This window comes from Ancylobacter rudongensis (assembly GCF_900100155.1).
GTDB classification, from domain to species: domain Bacteria; phylum Pseudomonadota; class Alphaproteobacteria; order Rhizobiales; family Xanthobacteraceae; genus Ancylobacter; species Ancylobacter rudongensis.
In genome coordinates this window covers 42,819-59,695 of sequence record NZ_FMTP01000002.1, presented here as the reverse complement: position 1 = coordinate 59,695, position 16,877 = coordinate 42,819, and the positions used below count along the sequence as shown (strand labels likewise).

Annotated in this window: 13 protein-coding genes; 8 read left to right on the top strand and 5 right to left on the bottom strand. The window is 68.2% G+C overall.

The genetic code is table 11. The annotated features are described in order from the left end of the window. Nucleotides 1–7: 7 nt before the first annotated feature. From fba to rpe, 5 genes are all read left to right on the top strand, one after another. On the top strand, nt 8–1,093 hold the full coding sequence (gene fba / locus BLO63_RS05290; protein WP_091437414.1) for a class II fructose-bisphosphate aldolase: 1,086 nt from the start codon (nt 8–10) through the stop codon (nt 1,091–1,093). A gap of 90 nt (nt 1,094–1,183) precedes the next feature. After that, nucleotides 1,184–2,653, top strand: coding sequence for a form I ribulose bisphosphate carboxylase large subunit (locus BLO63_RS05285; protein WP_091437412.1), 1,470 nt, complete (start codon nt 1,184–1,186; stop codon nt 2,651–2,653). 185 nt (nt 2,654–2,838) lie between these two features. Continuing rightward, on the top strand, nt 2,839–3,258 hold the full coding sequence (locus BLO63_RS05280) for a ribulose bisphosphate carboxylase small subunit (protein ID WP_091437409.1): 420 nt from the start codon (nt 2,839–2,841) through the stop codon (nt 3,256–3,258). Between the two features lie 256 nt (nt 3,259–3,514). Next, on the top strand, nt 3,515–4,459 hold the full coding sequence (gene cbbX, locus BLO63_RS05275) for a CbbX protein (protein WP_091438727.1): 945 nt from the start codon (nt 3,515–3,517) through the stop codon (nt 4,457–4,459). Nucleotides 4,460–4,565: 106 nt separating this feature from the next. Further along, nucleotides 4,566–5,246: a ribulose-phosphate 3-epimerase gene (rpe, locus tag BLO63_RS05270; protein WP_091437407.1), complete on the top strand. Its 681-nt coding sequence runs from the start codon at nt 4,566–4,568 to the stop codon at nt 5,244–5,246. Nucleotides 5,247–5,273: 27 nt separating this feature from the next. Here the strand turns inward: rpe and BLO63_RS05265 are convergent, their stop codons facing one another. Together BLO63_RS05265 and BLO63_RS05260 are read right to left on the bottom strand one after the other, a co-directional pair. Next, nucleotides 5,274–6,197: a hypothetical protein gene (locus BLO63_RS05265; RefSeq protein ID WP_091437405.1), complete on the bottom strand. Its 924-nt coding sequence runs from the start codon at nt 6,195–6,197 to the stop codon at nt 5,274–5,276. 163 nt (nt 6,198–6,360) lie between these two features. Continuing rightward, nucleotides 6,361–7,029, bottom strand: coding sequence for a DedA family protein (locus BLO63_RS05260; protein ID WP_091437403.1), 669 nt, complete (start codon nt 7,027–7,029; stop codon nt 6,361–6,363). Nucleotides 7,030–7,252: 223 nt separating this feature from the next. Between BLO63_RS05260 and BLO63_RS05255 the strand changes: the two genes are divergently transcribed. The 3 genes from BLO63_RS05255 (at nt 7,253) to BLO63_RS05245 (ending at nt 11,894) form a co-directional block, all read left to right on the top strand. Further along, nucleotides 7,253–9,625 (top strand): mechanosensitive ion channel family protein, encoded by a 2,373-nt coding sequence (locus BLO63_RS05255; RefSeq protein WP_091437400.1) that lies wholly within the window; start codon nt 7,253–7,255, stop codon nt 9,623–9,625. A 260-nt stretch (nt 9,626–9,885) separates the two neighbouring features. Next, nucleotides 9,886–10,866, top strand: coding sequence for an HlyD family secretion protein (locus tag BLO63_RS05250; RefSeq protein WP_091437399.1), 981 nt, complete (start codon nt 9,886–9,888; stop codon nt 10,864–10,866). 2 nt (nt 10,867–10,868) lie between these two features. Next, entirely contained in the window at nt 10,869–11,894 is a 1,026-nt protein-coding gene (locus BLO63_RS05245; RefSeq protein WP_091437396.1) for an FUSC family protein, read from the top strand. On the opposite strand, the gene BLO63_RS05240 is transcribed toward BLO63_RS05245, so the two are convergent. From BLO63_RS05240 to BLO63_RS05230, 3 genes are all read right to left on the bottom strand, one after another. Continuing rightward, nucleotides 11,895–12,230 carry a hypothetical protein gene (locus tag BLO63_RS05240; RefSeq protein ID WP_091437395.1) on the bottom strand — a complete coding sequence of 112 codons (336 nt, stop codon included), beginning with the start codon at nt 12,228–12,230 and terminating at the stop codon, nt 11,895–11,897. Nucleotides 12,231–12,379: 149 nt separating this feature from the next. After that, the gene (locus BLO63_RS05235) at nt 12,380–15,559 is read right to left on the bottom strand and encodes an efflux RND transporter permease subunit (RefSeq protein ID WP_091437392.1); all 3,180 of its coding nucleotides are present in this window, start codon (nt 15,557–15,559) and stop codon (nt 12,380–12,382) included. Between the two features lie 38 nt (nt 15,560–15,597). Further along, nucleotides 15,598–16,782, bottom strand: coding sequence for an efflux RND transporter periplasmic adaptor subunit (locus tag BLO63_RS05230; protein WP_425284323.1), 1,185 nt, complete (start codon nt 16,780–16,782; stop codon nt 15,598–15,600). Between the last annotated feature and the right edge of the window lie 95 nt (nt 16,783–16,877).

The window sequence follows — 16,877 nt, the reverse complement described above, 5'->3', positions numbered from 1 at the left end:
AGAGCCAATGGCCCGCATCACCCTTCGACAGCTTCTCGACCACGCCGCCGAGCACAATTACGGCGTGCCGGCCTTCAACATCAACAATATGGAGCAGGGCATCGCGATCATGGAGGCGGCGCAGGCCGTCGACGCGCCTGTGATCATGCAGGCCAGCCGCGGCGCCCGCTCCTATGCCGGCGACATCATGCTCTCGCGCATGATCGACGCGCTGACCGAGATGTATCCGGCGATCCCGATCTGCATGCACCAGGACCACGGCAACAACGAAGCCACCTGCCTCTCCGCCATCCAGCACGGCTTCACCTCCGTCATGATGGATGGCTCGCTGAGGGAGGACGCCAAGACCCCGGCGGATTACGACTACAACGTCGCCATCACCCGCCGCGTGGTCGATGCCGCCCACTGGGTTGGCGCTTCGGTGGAAGGCGAGCTGGGCGTGCTCGGCTCGCTGGAAAGCGGGGCCGGCGAGCAGGAAGACGGCCATGGCGCCGAAGGGCAGCTCAGCCACGACCAGCTGCTGACCGACCCCGACCAGGCGGTGGACTTCGTCGCCCGTACCAAGGTCGACGCGCTCGCCATCGCCATGGGCACGTCGCACGGCGCCTACAAGTTCTCGCGCCAGCCGGATGGCGACATCCTCGCCATGAACATCATCGAGGAGATCCACCGCCGGCTGCCCAACGTGCATCTGGTGATGCACGGCTCCTCCTCGGTGCCGCAGGCGCTGCAGGATCTGTTCAACGCCTCGGGCGGGCAGATGCCGCAGACCTGGGGCGTGCCGGTGGAGGAGATCGTGCGCGGCATCCGGCACGGGGTGCGCAAGGTCAATATCGACACCGATTGCCGCCTCGCCATGACCGCGCAGTTCCGCAAGGTGGGGCAGGGCAACCTGTCCGAATTCGACCCGCGCAAATTCCTGAAACCCGCCATGGACGCGATGCGCGACCTCTGCCGCGAGCGCTTCGAACAGTTCGGCACGGCCGGCCACGCCGCGCAGATCAAGGTCCTGCCGCTGGCCGCCATGGCCAAGCGCTACGCCTCCGGCAGCCTCGATCCGGTGATCGGCGGCGCCCGGGCAGCGGCGGAGTAATCGCCTCCCCGCCATGGGGAGCCATCCAACGAGATTTTCGGGCGCGCGCTGCAGGCGCGGCGCCGATCGGAACGCACAGGGAGAAGATCGATGAACGCGATCGACAAGACCAAGCCCACCGAGGAGAAGCGCAGCCGCTACAGCGCCGGCGTGATGGAATACCGCAAGATGGGCTACTGGCAGCCCGATTACGAGCCCAAGGACACGGACGTGATTGCTGTGTTCCGCATCACCCCGCAGGACGGCGTCGACGAGATCGAGGCCGCGGCGGCGGTGGCCGGCGAAAGCTCGACCGCCACCTGGACCGTGGTGTGGACCGATCGCCTGACCGCCTGCGACAAGTACCGCGCCAAGTGCTACCGGGTCGACCCGGTGCCGAACGGGCCGGGCTCGTGGTTCGCCTATATCGCCTATGATCTCGACCTGTTCGAGAACGGCTCGATCGCCAACCTCTCGGCCTCGATCATCGGCAACGTGTTCGGCTTCAAGCCGCTCAAGGCGCTGCGCCTCGAGGACATGCGCCTGCCGGTCGCCTACATCAAGACCTTCGACGGCCCGGCCACCGGCATCGTGGTGGAGCGCGAGCGGCTCGACAAGTTCGGCCGCCCGCTGCTGGGCGCGACGGTGAAGCCCAAGCTCGGCCTGTCCGGCCGCAACTACGGCCGCGTGGTCTATGAGGCGCTGAAGGGCGGGCTCGACTTCACCAAGGACGACGAGAACATCAATTCGCAGCAGTTCATGCACTGGCGCGACCGCTTCCTCTACTGCATGGAGGCGGTGAACAAGGCGCAGGCGGCCTCCGGCGAGATCAAGGGCACCTACCTCAACGTCACCGCCGGTACGATGGAGGAGATGTATGAGCGCGCCGAATTCGCCAAGAATCTCGGCTCCTCCATCATCATGATCGACCTGATCATCGGCTACACCGCGATCCAGTCGATGGCCAAGTGGTGCCGCCGCAACGACATGATCCTGCATCTGCACCGCGCCGGCCACTCGACCTATACGCGGCAGAAGAACCATGGCGTTTCGTTCCGCGTCATCACCAAGTGGATGCGCCTGGCCGGTGTCGACCACATCCATGCCGGCACGGTGGTCGGCAAGCTGGAGGGCGACCCCCACACCACCAAGGGCTATTACGACCTCTGCCGCGAGGATTTCGTGCCGCAGAACCTCGCCCATGGCATCTTCTTCGACCAGCCCTGGGCCTCGACCCGCAAGCTGATGCCGGTCGCCTCGGGCGGCATCCATGCCGGCCAGATGCACCAGCTGATCGATCTGCTCGGCGAGGACGTGGTGCTGCAGTTCGGCGGCGGCACCATCGGCCACCCCATGGGCATCCAGGCTGGCGCGACCGCCAACCGCGTGGCGCTGGAGGCGATGATCCTCGCCCGCAACGAGGGCCGCGACCTGCTCGGCGAGGGGCCGGAAATCCTGAAGGAGGCCGCCCGCCACTGCATGCCGCTGAAGCAGGCGCTGGAGACGTGGAAGGACGTGACCTTCAACTACACCTCCACCGACACGCCCGACTTCGTGCCGCAGGCCACCGCGGCGGAGTGACGAGGCCGTGTCCCGGACGCCTGAAGCGCGAGCGGAAGGCGATCCGGGACCCCGCGCCAGAACCTGCCGAAGGCACCACCGCTTCCGGCTGAAAGCCTTTGACGCTTCGCGAATTTTCTCCTGGGCCCCGGATCGGCACGGCGCCGCGCGCCGCTTGTCCGGGGCATGCAAACGAGGACACCACCATGCGCCTGACCCAGGGAGCCTTCTCCTTCCTGCCGGACCTGACGGACGAGCAGATCGCCAAGCAGGTCCAGTACTGCATCGACAAGGGCTGGGCGGTGAACATCGAGTTCACCGACGACCCCCACCCGCGCAACACCTATTGGGAGCTGTGGGGCCATCCGATGTTCGACGTGCCGGACGCCGCCGGCGTGATGTTCGAGCTGAACGAGTGCCGCAAGGCCTATAAGGGCCGGCACTACATCCGCGTCAGCGCCTTCGACGCCACCCATACCTGGGAATCGCTGCGCCTCTCCTTCCTCACCGACCGTCCCGCTGACGAACCCGGCTTCGTGCTGGAACGTCAGGAGATTGACGGCCGCTCGATCCGCTACACGACGCGCGCCTATGCGGCCAACCGCCCCGAGGGCGCGCGCTACTGATCCGTCGGTCTCCCACTACTCCCCCGACGGAGAACCGCGGTCGTCCGGTTTCCTCCCCGGCCGCGAGGGACCGATGTCGGAATGCCGCGCCCGGCATCGGTCCCCTTTTTTCTTTCTCTGCCTCAGGCCGTCATACCGGCCGAAGCGACACGCAGAACCGGGATCGCGATCAAGCGTCCTGCCGCGCTTCCTGCGCCCGATCTTGGAGAGCGGCTGCGCCGCTGCCGGGATGACGAAAACTCCAATGGAGGCCTCCATGGACGCCGTGATCGACGACCCCGTTCTCGCCACCGAGGCCACGCCGACGGTGCCCCATTCCATCGACCTCCGCGCCGAGTTTGCGGCCAGCGGGCTGGCCGAGGTGTTCGACCAGCTCGACCGCGAGCTTGTGGGGCTGGTGCCGGTGAAGCGCCGCCTGCGCGAGATCGGCGCGCTGCTGCTGGTTGACACCGCCCGCCGCCGCTTCGGCCTGGAGGCGACCAGTCCGACCCTGCATATGAGCTTCACCGGCAATCCCGGCACCGGCAAGACGACGGTGGCGCTGCGGATGGCGGAGATTCTGAAGAAGCTCGGCTATGTCCGCAAGGGCCACCTCGTCACTGTGACGCGCGACGATCTGGTGGGCCAGTATATCGGCCACACCGCGCCGAAGACGAAGGAAATCCTCAAGAAGGCGATGGGCGGCGTGCTGTTCATCGACGAGGCCTATTACCTCTATCGCCCCGAGAATGAACGCGACTACGGCCAGGAGGCGATCGAGATCCTGCTGCAGGTGATGGAAAACCAGCGCGACGATCTCGTCGTCATCCTCGCCGGCTATGCCGACCGCATGGAGCGCTTCTTCACCGCCAATCCGGGCTTTCGCTCGCGCGTCGCCCATCATGTCGACTTCCCCGACTATTCCGCCGGCGAGCTCGACGCCATCGGCGCGCGCATCCTCGACACGATGAACTACCGCATGAGCCGTGAGGCGGAAGAAGCGTTCCGCCGCTATATCGACCTGCGCATGCTGCAGCCGCATTTTGCCAATGGCCGCTCGATCCGCAACGCGCTCGACCGCGCCCGGCTGCGCCAGGCCAACCGACTGTTCAATTCCGACCGGCCGGTGACGGCGGACGATCTGGTGACGATCACCGCCGAGGACATCCTTGCCAGCCGTGTCTTCTCCGGCGGCATCGACAGCTACCCGCCGCTCAAGTGACCGTCATCCCGGCCGAAGCGCAGCGTAGAGCCGGGATCGCACCCCACACTTCATGACGATCCCGGCTCTACGCTGCGCTTCGGCCGGGATGACGGGAGACATAGATATGGTTCTCATCGCCCCCTCCATGCTCGCCTCCGACTTCTCGCGCTTCGGCGAGGAGGTGCGCGATGTCGCGGCCGCCGGCGCCGACTGGATTCATCTCGACGTGATGGACGGGCATTTCGTGCCCAACATCACCTTCGGGCCGGATGTCATCAAGGCCATGCGCCCGCACACCGACAAGGTCTTCGACGTGCATCTGATGATCGAGCCGGTGGAGCCCTTCATCGAGGCCTTCGCCAAGGCCGGGGCCGACATCATCACCGTGCAAGCCGAGGCGACGCACCATCTCGACCGCTGCCTGCAGCTCATCCGCTCCTTCGGCAAGAAGGCCGGCGTGGCGCTGAACCCGGCGACGCATGAGAGCGCGCTGGCCTATGTGCTTGATAAGGTGGACCTGATCCTGCCGATGACGGTCAATCCCGGCTTTGGTGGTCAGGCCTTCATCGCCGACGTGCTGCCGAAGATCTATCGCCTGCGGGCGATGATCGGCGAGCGGCCGATCCATCTGGAGGTCGATGGCGGGGTAACGCCCGAGACCGCTTCGCTCTGCGCTGCCGCCGGGGCCAATGTGCTGGTCGCCGGCTCGGCCGTATTCAAGGGCGGCAGGGACGCCTATGGCGCCAACATCGCCGCTATCCGCGAGGCCGGCCGCACCGCAAGGCGCGGACGCGCCGCCGCCTGAGGCTGGCGCGCCTCAGCTCGGAAAGCCTCAGCTGAAGGCGTCTTCTGTCAGGTTGAGGATCAGCACCTGCCGGGCGCTCTCGGGAATGGAGGGCGAGGCCCGCAGCTCGACCCCGAGCGCCGGCCGCCGTTTCTGGATGATCTCCGCGACCTCATTGGCCATGTCGGCGCTCCCGGCATGGAAGGACAGCGTGTTGCTGGTCGTCTGCACCACCCCGGTATCGGAGACCACGACATCGAAGCCGGCCGCCTTCAGCGGTGCGGTGAAGGCGTCGACCCGTGCCTTGGCCACGGTGTTGATCGGCGCGAAGATGCGAACCGTATAGCCCGCGCCCGGCAGGGCCGGGGCGGCGGGAGCCGTCTCGGCGGGCGCCGGCATTGGCGTGGTGCCAGCGAGCGGCACCAGCGCATCCGCCGGGGAGGGGCCGGAGAGCGCCGGCGCGGGCGGGGCGGGAGCGGGATCGGCGGGACCTGCATCCGTGGGCGCCATCGCGGTCGCTGCCGGCGCAGCGGCTTCCGGGGCCGCCGCCTGCGGTGCGGGGGGCGGCGTTTCCAGCGACTGCAGGCGCTCTTCCAGTGAGCTCTGGGCGCTGCGCAGCGCGGCGACATCCTCCCGCAGGCTCAGTACCTGGGCGGCGAGGAAGGCGACCAGCGCCACCAGGATCACCAGCACCAGGCCATACAGCACCGGCAGGGCGGGGTGGACGGCGCGGGATGCGGGCGCCTCGGCCCGCTTGTTCTCCAGCTCCAGCCGGCGCATCTGCACCTTGAGCTGCTCGATGCCGAGCCAGCGCTGGAACGCCACCGGGTCCTGCGGCGGCCCCTTGGCGCGGGCGGCGGCGGAGGGCGCGGCGCCCGGGGAGGGTGTCGCCGGGACGCGCGGAGCGCCGCCGTTTTCCTCGCCGGCACGCGCACGCAGGGGGTCGATGGAGGGCTCAAGCTTGTTGATCATCGCGCGTTCCCGTCCGCCCATGGCCAGGCCTGTCGCTCACCGATGGCCGCGCCAGGGGCGTGGCCGTCAATGGGCCTACTCGGCGCCATAATATCGCAAGCCGCCGGGCAGGCGGGTGATTCCTTACGAAATGGTTAAGACCGGCGCAGAAGGGCGGCGCGGATCAGGCGATCGGCGCCCCGGCCGGCCGGCGGCGGCCACGCGGCCGCTTGGAAATGCGGCCCTTGATCACCCGCAGCACGACAAAGGTCGCGATCAGCATCACGAGGGTGATGCCCACCATCAGCACCAGCCATTCGCCCTGGCTGTGGGCGCCCATTTCGCTGGCGCTCTTGCCGGCCAGCCAGCCGGGAGCGAGCATGACAGGGGCCCAGACGACGGCCGAGGAAACATTGGCGAATTGGAAACGGCGCTGGTCCATCCGCATCATGCCGGCGACCAGCGGCATGGTGGCGCGCACCGGGCCAAAGAAGCGGCCAACGAACACCGAGGCGAAGCCGAAGCGGCGGAAGAACAGCCGCGCCTGCGCCACCTGCTCGCGGTAGCGCAGCAGCGGCGGGCGGTGCACCACGCGCGGCCCGAGCCAGCGCCCCAGCCAGTAGGAGACGATATCGCCGAGGATGGCACCGACAACGGCGCTGGCAATGACCGGCACCGGCGAGACGATGCCCGTGCCCACCAGCCCGCCAATGGCGAGCATCAGCGCGGTTGCCGGAATGAGCAGGCCGACGATGACAAGCGATTCGCCAAACGCGATCAGGCCGATGACGAGCGGAATCAGATAGTCGTGGCCGCTCAGGAACGCGACCACTTCGGCGGATAAAGCTTCCATGTCCTCACACTGCCGGAACTTGATCGCCCCAATGTGTCGATGAAGGTGACGGGAGCAAGGCCGTAGCGACATCGCGACGCTGCACCCCGAGCGATTTGCTCATCTGCGAGGGAACCAATCGCCACGTCCTGCGTTGCAAAAGCCGCACCCGCCATTCCGGCTCCCTCACCTCAGCGTCCTCGTGGCTTCACCGCCGAAAGGGCCGCGAACGACGGAAGGCCTCATGCCGCTGCGTGCCCTCAGCCGCCTCCTTCTCGCCCTTTCCCTCCTCGCCGCGCCGCTTTTAGCGGGCCCCGCTGCCGCACAGCTCACACCTCCGCCCGCCGCAGCGGCCGCGCCATCTCCGGCCGAGGCCCCTCCGGGCGCTTCCGCCAGCGACCTGCGCGCCCTGCTCGACACGCTGAGCGACGAGGCGGCGCGGGCCCGTTTCCTCGCGCAGCTGCGGGCGCTCGTCGACAGCGAGGCGAGCACGGCCGCACAGCCGGCGGCGGAGAGCCCGGCGCAAGGCCGGGAGGACTGGCTGTCCGGCGCCACCCAGTCGCTCGGCGCCTTTTCCGGCTCGGTGCTGTCGCTGGTCGGCGAGATCGAGCAATTGCCGGCCCAGGCCGGGCAATTGCTCGATGACCTCTCCGATCCGCTGGTGCTGGAGCGCGTCGGCTGGGCGGTGACGATGGTCATCGCCGTGCTCGCCGCCGCTATGCTGGCCGAATACATCGCCAAGGCGGTGCTGGCGCGGCTGCGGCGGGCGATCGAGGCGCGGCCGGGGCGCGGCTTCTTCATGCGCGCGCTGCTTCTGGCCCTGCGCACGCTGATCGACATCGTGCCGATCGCCGCCTTCGCGGCCGCCGCCTTCGGCGTGCTGGCGCTGGTGGAGCTGAACTTCATCGTGCGGCTGGCCGTCGTCACCGTCATCAATGCCAATGTGCTGGCGCGGCTCATCCTCGCCGGCGCCCGCGCGGTGCTGACGCCCGACGCGCCGCAGATGCGCCTGTTCCCGCTCGACCATGAGGGCGCGGCCTATGGCTATCTCTGGGTCCGCCGCTTCACCTACACCCTTGTCTACGGTCATTTCCTGCTGCGCGCCGCCTGGGTGCTCGGGCTGGCCCTGCCGACCTACCGATTCCTGGGCAATGTGCTCGCCTTGTTCGTCGCCGGCATGTGCATCGTGTTCATCCTGCAGGTGCGCGGCGCGGTGGCGGGGCGGCTGCGGCGCCTCGGCGCCCGCGAGGGAAGGGTGGCGCGGCTGCGCGACGCGGTGGCCGATTTCTGGCACGTCCTCGCCATCGCCTATGTGATCGCCGGCCTGCTGGTCTGGACCCTCGACGTCGATGGCGGCTTCGCCTTCCTCGCCCGGGCGACGCTGTTGTCCATACTGGCGCTGGGGCTGGCCACGCTGGTGACGGCGCTGATGCATCGCGCCTTCGAGCGGGTATTCCGGCTCAATGGCGAGATGAGCACCCGCTATCCGCTGCTGGAGGCGCGCGCCAACCGCTATCTGCCGGCGCTGCGCAGCGCCATGCAGGGGCTGGTGGTGTTGGTCACGGCGCTGGTGCTGCTGGAGATCTGGGGCGCCCAGCCCTTCGAGCGGCTGGCCTCCGAGGCCGGGCGGCTGGCGGTCGGGCGGCTCATTTCCATCGGCGTGGTGGTGTTTATCGGCCTCGTCGCCTGGGAAATCTCCACCGCCTTCGCCGATCGCCTGCGGGCGGGCAATCCCAATTCCACCCGGCTGAAGACGCTGCTGCCCTTCCTGCAGAACGCCTTCCGCGTGGTGCTGCTTACCCTTGGCGGGCTGATCCTGCTCTCGGAGATCGGGATCAACATCGCCCCGCTGCTGGCCGGTGCCGGCGTGCTCGGCCTTGCCATCGGCTTCGGCGCCCAGACGCTGGTGAAGGATGTGATCACCGGCGTGTTCATCCTGATGGAGGACACGATCTCGGTGGGCGATGTGGTGGAGGTCGGCGCCCATGCCGGGCTGGTGGAAAAGATCACCATCCGCACCGTCCACATGCGCGATTTCGACGGCAATGTGCATTCCATCCCGTTCGGCGAGGTGCAGACGGTGAAGAACATGTCGAAGGACTTCGCCTATGCCGTGGTCGATGTCCGCATCGCCTATCGAGAGAGCATCGACGAGGCGCTGGCGCTGATGGCGGAAGTCGCGGCCGACATGGTGGCGAAAGGGCCGCTGGCGGAGACCATCACCGAACCGTTCGAGGTGGTGGGCGTCGAGGCGCTGGACCCCTCGCACATCCAGCTGCGCGGGCGCTTCAAGACCCGGCCGCTCGGTCAGTGGAACGTGCGGCGCGAATTCTATCGACGCATCAAGGCGGCCTTCGATGCGCGCGGCATCGAGATGCCCTATCCGCACCAGACGGTCTATCTTGGCAGCGACAAGAAGGGCATGGCCCCGCCGTTGCGGGTGGTGAACCAGAGCGCGGAGGAGCTTGCCGCGCCCGCCCGCGCCCGCCGCACCGCGGCCGCCCGCGCCGCCGCCAGCACGCCGGGCCCGATGATCGAGGAGCATCCCGGCGCGCGCGAGCGCAGCGAGGACGACGAGGAGCCGATGCTTCCCGCCATCGAGGAGCAGCGGCACTGAGCGAGGTCTCTGGCGTTCGTCATCCGGGCCGCAGCCGAAGGCGGAGAGCCAGGGGCGTCTGCGGCACCTCGTCGCGATCCCGTAGAGGACCTGCGGTCCTTCCGGGATGACCGGGCTGGAGAGAGCGCCGCTAACCATGTTGGCGCGACCCCGCCCCGTCACCCGCTGCGGGTATCCTGGGAGGATTGAGCACGCGCGACAAAGCCGCGATGATGGTCCGCGTGCCGGCTCCAGCCGGGTCTCATGGAGCCGCGCCTTTCATGCTCAGCCGTCTTATCCGCCATCCGGTATCGTTGATCCTCGGCGTGGTCGTCGGGCTTTTCGCCCTTTACGAGACCAGCGTTCGGTTCTTCGCCTATACGGGCGACGCCTATGTGATGAGCGACATCGTCGTCCTGTCGGCGCAGATCGAGGGGCCCGTCGCGAGGCTGGCGGTGCAGAACAACCAGAGGGTGGCGGAAAACCAGCTGCTGTTCGAGATCGAGCGCACGCCTTACGCGCTAAAGCTCCAGGAAACGCAGGCGGCATTGGCCACCGCCCGCGCCGATCTCGCTCTCGCCCAGGACGAGGTGACGGCCGCCAAGGCCAGCGTCACCGCCGCGCAGGCGGTGCAGACCAATGCGCAGGACCAGCTTGGTCGTGTGAAGACGCTGGAGGGGGAGGGTTTTTCGCCCGAGGCGACGCTCGATGTCGCCACCCGCGATGTCGCCACCGCCGGGGCCAATGTCATGGCCGCGCAGGCGCAGCTGGAGGTGACGCTGCGCCGGGTCGCGGTGGCGCAGGCGGCGATCGCCGCCGCCGAGGCCGCAGTGGCGAAGGCGCAGTACGACCTCTCCAAGACCGTGGTGACGGCGCCCGATGCCGGCCGCGTGGCGCCCTTCGTCACCCGGGTAGGCGATTATCTGCGCCCGGGCTCGGAAGTGCTCGCCATCGTCACCGAGCGCCGCCGCCGGGTGGTGGCGAATGTGAGCGAGCGCCATCTCGCCCGGATCGCGCTCGGCCAGCGCGTGCTGCTGACGCTGGGCTCCGACCCCTGGGTGCTGCATGAGGGAACGGTGAGCGGCATTGCCGGCGGCGTCGCCCGCTCGCCGGACAACCCGCAGGTCATCCCCTATGTCGAGCCGACCACGGACTGGGTGCGGCTGCCCCGGCGCTTCCCGGTCGAGGTGACGCTGGACGCGTGGCCCGAGCGCCTCGGCCTGTTCAACGGCGCCGATGCCCGCGTCCTGATCTGGTTCTGATCATGGCGGAGGAAGCCCGTCCCGAACGCCTCAGCGATGTCGACCGGCAGGCCTTCGCCACCGCCACCGGCGTGCTGGCGGCGGTCTATATCGCGCTGTCCATGGGGCTGGACCAGCCCTATTGGGCGGCGCTAAGCGTGATGATGATCGCCAATACCGACCGCGACGCGCTGGTGACGAAGGGCATTCTGCGCGTCCTCAGCACCCTGGTCGGGGTGAGCGTCGGCTTCATCGTCGCGCAATGGATGGAGGGGCTGCCGATCCAGCAGGCGCTGCTGGTGGGTGCTTCGGCGGCGATCGGCACCTATGGCAAGCAGCGCAGCGCCTACAGCTATGCCTGGTTCTATGGCGGCCTCACCTTCATGCTGGTGATGCTGTTCTCGATGGTCCAGCCGCAGGACCTCTACAGCTTCGCGCATTACCGGTGCTACGAGATCGTCATCGGCGTGGTCTGCGGCATGCTGGCGAGCTGGGCGCTGGGGCCCAATGCCGGCGAGCTCCATGCCCGGCTGAAGGCGCAGACCGTCGAGGTCTCGCCGGAGAATGCCCTGCGCCAGGCCTTGATCGCCGGCTTCGGTGCGATCGTCATCGTGATCGTCTGGTCGCAGTTCACCCTGCCGCAACTGCCGCAGGTGCTGATTTCCAGCCTCATCGTCGTCGACACCGACCCCAACGCCACGCGCCACAAGGGCTGGCAGCGCATCATCGGCTGCGGCGTCGGCGGCGTGGCGGGGCTGCTTGTTATCGGGCTCGATGCGACCGATCAGATCTGGTGGGCGACGATGCTGTTTGTTGGCATCTTCTCCTTCGCGCGGGTGCATCTGTCGAAGACGCCCAATGCCTATATCGGCACGCAGTCGGCGATCGCCTTCATCATCACGCTGGTCGATCCCGGGCCGCCGACCTCGCTCTTTCCGCCGCTGGACCGGCTGGTCGGCATCATCATCGGGGTGAGCATCATGACCGCGCTGGTCTGGGCGCTGAACCCGCCCGCCAAGGCGGACATGGCGGCGGGCAATCCGGCCTGATCAGTCCTCGCCTGGTGTCGGGGCGATCTCGCCCAGCAGCGCGTCGAGATCGGCGCCGCGCGGCACGCTGAGCCAGCGTCCGGGCGCGCCGGCGGGAATGACGATGACGGCGTTCTTCGGGCAGATGTCGAGGCAGGGCACCTCGATGACCGCGACCCGCGCGCCCTTGCGGCGCGGCTTCTTCATCGGCTTGCCGCCCTCGCGCCGGGCGATCGCGGCGCGCAGCGCCTTTGGCAGTGGCTGATCGGCCTCGGGGCCGAAGCCGCCATCGAGCTTCCCGGCGCATTTGCGGCAGACCAGCACCACGTCGGTCCAGTCGGCTTTGATCGGCTTCATGCGCTGCGCGTTCCTGTCGACATGACGGCCCCCGTATGTGTCACCGGGGGTCGGCCTTGTCGAATTAAACCGGCCGGGAGGCTGGGCTCAGGCGCGTCGAGGGGGCAACCAACGCACCAGAAATTGGCCTCCCGGCCGGGCAGCAGGGCTCACTCGGCCGCAAGCGGCGCGATATGGGCCTCGCCGTGCTGCCGCAACGGGCGGTTGCCCGCCAGACGCCGCAGCAGCACGTAGAAGACGGGCGTGAGGAACAGCCCGAAGAAGGTGACGCCGATCATGCCGGCGAACACGGCGATGCCCATCGCATGGCGCATCTCGGCGCCGGCGCCGGTGGAGAGCACCAGCGGCAGCACGCCCATGATGAAGGCGAAGGACGTCATCAGGATCGGCCGCAGGCGCAGGCGGCTGGCCTCGATCGCCGCCTCCACCGGGTTGCGACCCATGAATTCGAGCTCCCGGGCGAATTCCACGATCAGGATCGCGTTCTTCGCCGACAGGCCGACCAGGACGACGAGGCCGATCTGGGTGAAGATGTTGTTGTCACCCCCGCCCAGCCAGACGCCATACAGCGCCGCCCCCAGGCCCATCGGCACGATCAGGATGATCGCGATCGGCAGCGTCAGGCTCTCATACTGGGCGGCCAGCACCAGGAAGACGAGCAGCAGCGCCAGCGGGAAGACGAGGTACGAGGAATCGCCGGCCAGGATTTCCTGATAGGTGAGGTCGGTCCATTCATAGTCGAAGCCCGGCGGCAGCACCTCGGCGGCGATGCGCGCCGCCGCTTCCTGCGCCTGGCCCGAGGAATAGCCGGGCGCCGGCGAGGCGTTGAAATCGGCGGTGAGGAAGCCGTTATAGCGCTGGGCGCGCTCCGGCCCCGCCGTGGTCTCCACCCGCAGCAGCGCCGAGAGCGGGATCATCTCGCCGCTATTGGAGCGCACCTTCAGCTTGCCAATGTCTTCCGGTCGGGCGCGGAACGGCGCATCGGCTTGCGCCCGCACCGAGTAGGTACGTCCGAACTTGTTGAAATCGTTGACATAGAGCGAGCCGAGATAGACCTGCAGCGTCTCGAACACCGAGTTGATCGGCACGCCGAGCTGGCGGGCCTTGGTGCGGTCCACATCGGTGAAGATCTGCGGCACGTTGATCTGGTAGGTGGTGAACTGGCCGGTGAGTTCCGGCGCCGCCATGGCCTTGGCCATGAAGGCGTTGGTCACGTCGTTCAGCGCCTCGTAGCCCTGTCCCGAACGGTCTTCCAGCTGCAGCTTGAAGCCGCCGACCACGCCGAGGCCCTGCACCGGCGGCGGCGGGAACATGGCGATGAAGGCGCCCTTGATCACCCCGTATTTCTGGTTCAGCGCCCCGGCGATGGCGCCGGCGGAAAGCTCGGGGCTCTGGCGGTCCTCGAACGGGTCGAGCACCGAGAACACGATGCCGGCATTGGACGAGTTGGAGAAGCCGGCGATCGAGAGCCCGGGGAAGGCTACGGCGCTGGAGACGCCGGGCTGGGCCAGGGTGATCTCGGTCATCTGGCGGATCACCTCTTCCGTGCGGTCGAGGGTGGCGCCGTCAGGCAACTGGGCGAAGCCGACGAGATACTGCTTGTCCTGCGCCGGCACGAAGCCGGGCGGCACCGCCTGGAACAGCCACCAGGTTGCGCCCAGCATCACGGCGTAGAACAGCATGACGACGCTCTTCACCTTCAGCGTGCCGCGCACGCCGCTGCCATAGCCGCGCGAGCCGCGCGCGAACACCCAGTTGAAACCGCGGAAGAACCAGCCGAACAGGAAGTTGATGACGCGCTGGAGGGCATCCGGCGGCGTGTCGTGGCCACGCAGCAGCAGCGCCGCCAGCGCCGGCGACAGCGTGAGCGAGTTGATCGCCGAGATGACGGTGGAGATGGCGACGGTGAGGGCGAACTGCCGGTAGAACTGGCCCGACAGGCCGGAGATGAAGGCCAGCGGCACGAACACCGCCACCAGCACCAGGGCGATGGCGATGATCGGGCCGGACACCTCGCTCATCGCCTGATAGGCCGCGGCGCGCGGGGTCAGCCCGTTCTCGATATTGCGCTCGACATTTTCCACCACCACGATGGCGTCGTCGACGACGATGCCGATGGCGAGCACCAGGCCGAACAGGCTCAGCGCGTTGATCGAGAAGCCGAAGATGTACATCACCGCGAAGGTGCCGACGATCGAGACCGGCACGGCGAGCAGCGGGATGATCGAGGCCCGCCAGGTCTGCAGGAACACCACGACCACGATGACGACGAGGGCCACTGCCTCGAACAGCGTGTGAATGACGGCGTCGATCGAGGCGTCGACGAAGCGCGTCGTGTCGTAGACGATGTCGAAGTCGACGCCTTCCGGCATCGTCTTCTTCACTTCGGCCATGGTGGCGCGGACATTCTCGGCGATTTCCAGCGCGTTGGAGCCGGGCGCCTGGAACACGCCGAGGCCGACCGCCTGCTTGTTGTCGAGCAGCGAGCGCAGCGCGTAGTCGGCGGCGCCGAGTTCGAGCCGGGCGACGTCGCGCAGGCGGACGATCTGGCCGGTCTCGCCTGTTTTCACGACGATGTCGCCGAATTCCTCCTCGGTCTCCAGCCGGCCCCGCGCATTGATGGTGAGCTGGAGGTCGACACCGGCTTGCGAGGGCGAGGCGCCGACAATGCCGGCGGCGGCCTGCACGTTCTGCGCCCGGATCTCGGCCACCACATCGCCGGCGGAAAGCCCGTGCTCGGCGATCTTCTGCGGGTCCAGCCAGACGCGCATGGAATAGTCGCCGCCGCCGAAGATCTCGATCTGGCCGACGCCGCCGATGCGGGCCAGCCGGTCCTTGACGTTCAGCACCGCGTAATTGCGGAGATAGGTGATGTCGTAGCGGTCATTGGGCGAGATGAGGTGCACGACCATCAGGAAGGTGGGCGAGCTCTTGGCCGTGGTGATGCCGAGCGCGCGCACTTCTTCCGGCAGGCGGGGCTCCGCCTGGCCGACGCGGTTCTGCACCAGCTGCGTCGCCTTGTCGGGGTCGGTGCCGAGCTTGAAGGTGACGGTCAGCGTCATCACGCCGTCGGTCGTCGCCTGTGAGGACATGTAGAGCATGTCTTCGACGCCGTTGATGGCTTCCTCGATGGGCGTGGCAACCGTCGCGGCGATGACCTTCGGGCTGGCGCCGGGATAGGTGGCGCGGACGATGACCTGCGGCGGCACGACTTCCGGATATTCCGAAATCGGCATCACCCGCAGGGCCAGCAGCCCCGCGAGGAAGATCAGCACGGAGAGGACGCCGGCGAAAATCGGCCGGTCGATGAAGAATTTGGACAGATTCATAGCGTCCTCCCCCAAGGAGGCAGAGCGTCGGGCTGCGATCAGCGCGCGGCGACGGAGGTGGTCGGGTCCGTCGCGGACGCGGCGGATGCGGTTTCCATGGGCACGACCTCAGGCGCGACGACGGCGCCGGGACGCACGCGCTGCAGGCCGTTGACGACGATGCGCTCGCCTTCCTTCAGCCCGTCGGTGATGACGCGCAGCCCGTCGGCCGGCGGGCCGAGCGTGACCTTGCGCCAGACCGCCTTGTTGTCGTCGCCGACCACAAAGACGAACTTCTTGTCCTGGTCGGTGCCGATGGCGCGCTCGTTCACCGCCAGCGCCGGCTCGGTCTTGGCGCGGCCCATCTTCACCCGGGCGAACTGGCCGGGCACGAGACGCCCGTCCTCATTGTCGAACACGGCGCGCAGGCGGAAGGTGCCGGTGGCGGCGTCGACCTGGTTGTCGACCAGCTGGAGATGGCCGCGCACCGTGCGACCGGCCGTGGTGGCGGTGGTGATCTCGACCGGGATCTGGTCGATCTCGGTCAGCGCCAGATCGTGCTCGCCCACCGAGGCCAGCGCCTCGGCGACGGCGTTCTCGTCGGCGTCGAAGCTGACATAGATCGGGTTGACCGAGACGAGGCTGGTCAGCACCGGCGAGGAGGCGCCGGCCGCCACCAGATTGCCGACCGTCACCTCGATGCGGCCGACCCGGCCGTCCACCGGCGCGCGGACCTCGGTGTAGCCGAGATCGAGCTTGGCGGTCTGCACGGCGGCATCCGCCGCCCGCAGATTGGCCTCTGCCTCGCGGAAAGCATTGGTGCGCTGGTCGAGATCGCGCACCGAGACGGTGCGGTTGTCGACCAGCTGCTTGCCGCGCTCCAGTTCGCTGCGGGTCAGCTCGACGCGGGCGGCGGCGGCCTCGCTCAGCGATTCCGCACGGGTCAGCGCCGCCTGGAACGGGGCGGGATCGATGGTGACGAGCAGGTCGCCCTGCTTCACCAGCGCGCCTTCGCGGAAGTGGATCTTTTCAACCGCGCCGGCCACGCGCGAGCGGACCTCCACCTCCTCGACCGCGCGCAGGCGGCCGGAGAACTCGTCCCATTTCATGGTGTCGCGCACCTTCAGCACCGCGACCTCCACCGGCATGGCCGGCGGGGCGGCGGCTTCCGCCGGCGCGGGGTCGGTGGCGAGCGCCGTGGAGCTGGGCCAGGAAACGAACACCGCCCCGGCCGTCGCCAGCATGGCAAGCGTCAGGGCAAGCCCGGCCTCGCGCCAGCCACGCGCCTTCTTCAAGCGGGGCGCGCGGGGCGCTGCATCGTGGGCGACGGCGGCGTGCA